General features: G+C 62.5%; 5 protein-coding genes. 4 read left to right on the top strand and 1 reads right to left on the bottom strand.

The genetic code is table 11. From position 1 onward, the window contains the following. Nucleotides 1-83: 83 nt before the first annotated feature. On the top strand, nt 84-929 hold the full coding sequence (gene kdsA / locus EOA29_RS27105) for a 3-deoxy-8-phosphooctulonate synthase (protein ID WP_126094065.1): 846 nt from the start codon (nt 84-86) through the stop codon (nt 927-929). A gap of 11 nt (nt 930-940) precedes the next feature. On the opposite strand, the gene EOA29_RS27100 is transcribed toward kdsA, so the two are convergent. Continuing rightward, the gene (locus EOA29_RS27100; RefSeq protein ID WP_126094064.1) at nt 941-1,630 is read right to left on the bottom strand and encodes a hypothetical protein; all 690 of its coding nucleotides are present in this window, start codon (nt 1,628-1,630) and stop codon (nt 941-943) included. 140 nt (nt 1,631-1,770) lie between these two features. On the opposite strand from EOA29_RS27100, the gene EOA29_RS27095 reads away from it, so the two are divergent. The 3 genes from EOA29_RS27095 to eno all read left to right on the top strand — a co-directional run bounded on the left by EOA29_RS27095 (nt 1,771) and on the right by eno (nt 4,093). After that, a complete protein-coding gene (locus EOA29_RS27095) occupies nt 1,771-1,974 on the top strand; it encodes a dodecin family protein (protein ID WP_126094063.1) in 204 nt (67 codons plus the stop codon). Nucleotides 1,975-2,059: 85 nt separating this feature from the next. Further along, nucleotides 2,060-2,425 carry a PRC-barrel domain-containing protein gene (locus EOA29_RS27090; RefSeq protein WP_126094062.1) on the top strand — a complete coding sequence of 122 codons (366 nt, stop codon included), beginning with the start codon at nt 2,060-2,062 and terminating at the stop codon, nt 2,423-2,425. Nucleotides 2,426-2,818: 393 nt separating this feature from the next. Continuing rightward, complete coding sequence (gene eno, locus EOA29_RS27085; RefSeq protein WP_126094061.1) at nt 2,819-4,093, top strand: phosphopyruvate hydratase; 1,275 nt, start codon at nt 2,819-2,821, stop codon at nt 4,091-4,093. Nucleotides 4,094-4,286 lie beyond the last annotated feature (193 nt).

Raw genomic sequence — 4,286 nt, 5'->3', positions numbered from 1 at the left:
ATCGAACACAACATGAGCGGCAACGATATTGTCGTGCCGCCGGCGCCCGGTCAGGGCGCGGCCTTCATCTTTCGGGAGATCCCATGAGCGAGCCCCTGGCGCCTAATACATCGGTAACTGTCGGCAAGGTCGTCTTCGCGAACAATGCGCCTTTGTCGCTCATCGCCGGCCCATGCCAGCTCGAATCGCGCCAGCACGCCTTCGACATGGCCGGCGCGCTGAAGGAACTGACTGAGCGGCTGGGCATCGGCCTCGTCTATAAGACGAGCTACGACAAGGCTAACCGCACCTCGCTGTCGGCGACGCGCGGAGCCGGGCTCGACGCGGCGATGCCCATCTTTGACGATCTGCGCAAGACGTTTTCACTGCCGGTGCTGACCGACGTCCACACCGAGGAGCAATGCGCGATCGTGGCGCCGCATGTCGACGTCCTGCAGATACCGGCCTTCCTTTCGCGCCAGACCGACATGCTTGTCGCCGCTGCGCGGACCGGCAAAATCGTCAACGTGAAGAAGGGCCAGTTCCTCGCGCCCTGGGACATGAAGAATGTCGTCGCCAAGATCACGGGTTCCGGCAACCCGAACGTGCTGGTCACCGAGCGCGGCGCATCCTTCGGCTACAACACGCTGGTGTCGGACATGCGCGCGCTGCCGATCATGGCCGAGATCGGCGCGCCGGTGATTTTCGACGCCACTCATTCCGTGCAGCAGCCGGGCGGGCAGGGCGCCTCCTCCGGCGGTGAGCGGCGCTTCGTGGCAACACTGGCCTGCGCAGCCGTCGCCGTCGGCGTCGCCGGGGTCTTCATCGAGACCCACCATGATCCGGACAACTCGACCTCTTCCGACGGCCCCAACATGGTGCCTCTCAAGGACATGCCGGCCTTGCTGGAAAAGCTGATGGCATTCGACCGCGTCGCAAAGGGGCGCTAAGTCCCGCCCCGTCATTCTCTGCTTCCGGCGCCACGCATGTCGATTGCGAAGACGGCGTAGTAGTCCAGCCCCCGCATGGGAGCGCTGACGGTCAGGATCCATCGCACATTGCCATCCACCCGCTCATATATCGGCGGCCCTTTGGAGGCCAGCGCCTCGGGCGGTATCTGGAAAGCGAAGGGAATGCCTGCGCTCGACCGGATCGACGCGCATGGCACGGCGATCGTTTCCTGCCATTTGAGCTCGTCCTTGTAGGTCGATTTTTGCGTCCCGCTGGTGTTCACGATCGGGCCGCCGACCCGGTAGGTGCGGATGCACTTCAGTTGCACCGTGTAGTCGCCGTCCGGCGCCAGATCGCGGCTTGATCGTACCGAACCTTCGAAGCGCCGGCCGGCCGTCGCGGGTCCGGCGACAAGTGTCGTCGTGCCGAACTTGCGAACCCGCAACGTGTCGCGGATCGCCTTCAGCAGCGAGTAGAGCGCAATGAGGACGAATACGACGGGGATGAAGATCAGCGGATTGAATTCGCGATCCGTGACGTCGAAGTTGAGTGGGAGCTCGAACCACCAGACGATCAATATGCCGATCAGGCCCATGCCGCCGGCAAAGAAGTATCCGCTGGACGCATTGGCGGCGTTGGCGTCGACCACCGGCGCCGGCGCTTGCACACTGGTCTGCCGCCGATTGCGCTTTCCGCTCATCGCCACCCCCTGATGCGACAATGCCATGCAATGCGACGGGGAGACAATGCTGGCGAGCCTGCAATCTCGTCTGGCTTGTCGCTGGCAACCGCCGGCTGTACGCTCTTCTTCGCAACTGAGTGCGTTGGCAGGAGGAAGCCATGTCTGTCGCCCGGGTCACCGAGATCACGTCGTCGTCCAACAAAAGCTTTCAGGACGCAATCGAGAATGGCATTGCGCGCGCCGCAAAGACCCTGAAGAACGTGGAAGGCGCCTGGATCCAGGACCAGAAGATCGTGATCGAGAACGGCAAGATCTCCGCCTATCGCGTCAATATGAAGGTGACCTTCATCCTTGCCGATTAGGATCAGGCCGCCGGCGGAAAAGTCTGGAACCTTCGCCCGCTCCCCTCATTGTCCAGACGGACATTCAAATGAGAGGAGCACAACAATGACCACCCCGTCTGGGCATACCGAAGCCATTGCCGCCTCACGCGTCATCGGTACTTCGGTCTACAACACCGCCGGCGACAGCATCGGCAGCATCGAGGATGTCATGCTCGACAAGATGTCGAACGGCATCATGTTCGCTGTGATTGGCTTCGGCGGCTTTCTCGGCATGGGCGAGAAATATCATGCCGTTCCGTGGGCGACGCTCGACTATGACGAAGATAGAGGCGGCTATGTCGTGCCGTTCACCAAGGACCAGCTCAAGGCGGCGCCGGCCTACTCGATCAAGGAGCTGACCGGCGCCGATGGCGAAGCAGCCCGCGATGCGTCCTTCCAATACTATCACGTAAAGCCTTACTGGCATTGACCAACCAGGTCGGCTGGCTGAAAGCGAAAGGCCCCGGAGAACCGGGGCCTTGAACGTCTCAACCACTCTGTTCGAGCTACTCTGTCGCGTGAAAAAGCTCCACGGAGCTTTGCTGGGGTTTCTGGCTGTCGCACGACGTCAGGAACGCAGCCGCGATCAGGAACAAACTCACGATACCGCTCAACTGGGACATGGCGAAACTCCTCCTGTTTCGCCCCGCGCGAACCCGATCATAGTTCAGAAGGGCCGGTCATGCGCATGACTTATGATGACAGAAATTTGCGCATCGTGACTCTTGCCGCCGGCAATATTTGCAGGCGGCCCGATTGCCTTTTGCGGTGCTTTGGCTAAGAGGGGCGCGACGCTTCAATCGATCAATCGGGGACATCGCAAATGACCGCCATCATCGACATTGTCGGGCGTGAAATCCTGGACAGCCGTGGAAATCCGACCGTTGAGGTCGACGTGGTGCTGGAAGACGGCTCGATGGGCCGCGCCGCGGTGCCGTCCGGCGCCTCGACCGGCGCGCACGAGGCGGTCGAAGTACGCGACGGCGGACCGCGCTATCTCGGCAAGGGCGTCGAGCGCGCCGTCGAGGCGGTGAACGGCGAGCTGTTCGAGGCGATCGGCGGCATGGAGGCCGAGAACCAGATCCATATCGACCAGACGATGATCGAGCTCGACGGCACGCCGAACAAGAGCCGCCTCGGCGCCAACGCCATCCTCGGCGTGTCGCTGGCGGTTGCCAAGGCTGCCGCGGATGCCGCCGGCCTGCCGCTCTACCGCTATGTCGGCGGCACCAAGGCGCATGTCCTGCCGGTGCCGATGATGAACATCATCAATGGCGGCGCCCACGCCGACAATCCGATCGACTTTCAGGAATTCATGATCCTGCCGGTCGGCGCGCCGACGCTGCGCGACGGCGTGCGCTGGGGCTCCGAGATCTTCCACACGCTGCGCAAGAAGCTGAAGGACGCCGGCCACAACACCAATGTCGGCGACGAGGGCGGCTTCGCCCCCAACCTGAAGAGCGCGCCGTCGGCGCTCGATTTCATCATGGAATCGATCGAGAAGGCCGGCTTCAAGCCGGGCGAGGACGTAGCCCTCGGCCTCGATTGCGCCGCGACCGAGTTCTTCAAGGACGGCAACTACGTCTATGAGGGCGAGAAGAAGACGCGCGATCCGAAAGCGCAGGCGAAATACCTTGCCAAGCTCGCCTCCGACTATCCAATCATCACCATCGAGGACGGCCTTGCCGAGGACGACTGGGAAGGCTGGAAGATACTGACCGACCTGATCGGCACGAAGACCCAGCTTGTCGGCGACGACCTCTTCGTCACCAACACGGCGCGGCTGCGCGACGGCATCCGCATGGGCGTCGCCAATTCGATCCTGGTCAAGGTCAACCAGATCGGCTCGCTGACCGAGACGCTCGACGCCGTCGAGACCGCGCACAAGGCGGGCTATACCGCCGTCATGTCGCACCGCTCGGGCGAGACCGAGGATTCGACCATCGCCGACCTCGCCGTCGCCACCAATTGCGGACAGATCAAGACCGGCTCGCTGTCGCGCTCGGACCGCATGGCCAAGTACAACCAGCTCATCCGGATCGAGGAGGAGCTCGGCAGGCAGGCGCGCTACGCGGGCAAGTCGGTGATCAAAGGCTGATCCGGCTCATTTGGAACCATAAAAGGGCGGGGACATCCCGCCCTTTTTTGTTCTTGCAAACCTCGACCCGACCGGCCGTAACCGTCCATTAAGCACAATCGGGCGAAAAAGACTCAAATGGCCGCTTGCGTTCGCGGCCGCGAGGGTTCGGGTCATGTGGACACGTCAGCACAAGAAGAGAAACACCGGCCGG

It is taken from the genome of Mesorhizobium sp. M1E.F.Ca.ET.063.01.1.1, from assembly GCF_003998155.1.
Taxonomy (GTDB): domain Bacteria; phylum Pseudomonadota; class Alphaproteobacteria; order Rhizobiales; family Rhizobiaceae; genus Mesorhizobium.
The sequence above is the reverse complement of the archived record's forward strand: the minus strand, read 5'-3'. Positions and strand labels throughout refer to the sequence as shown.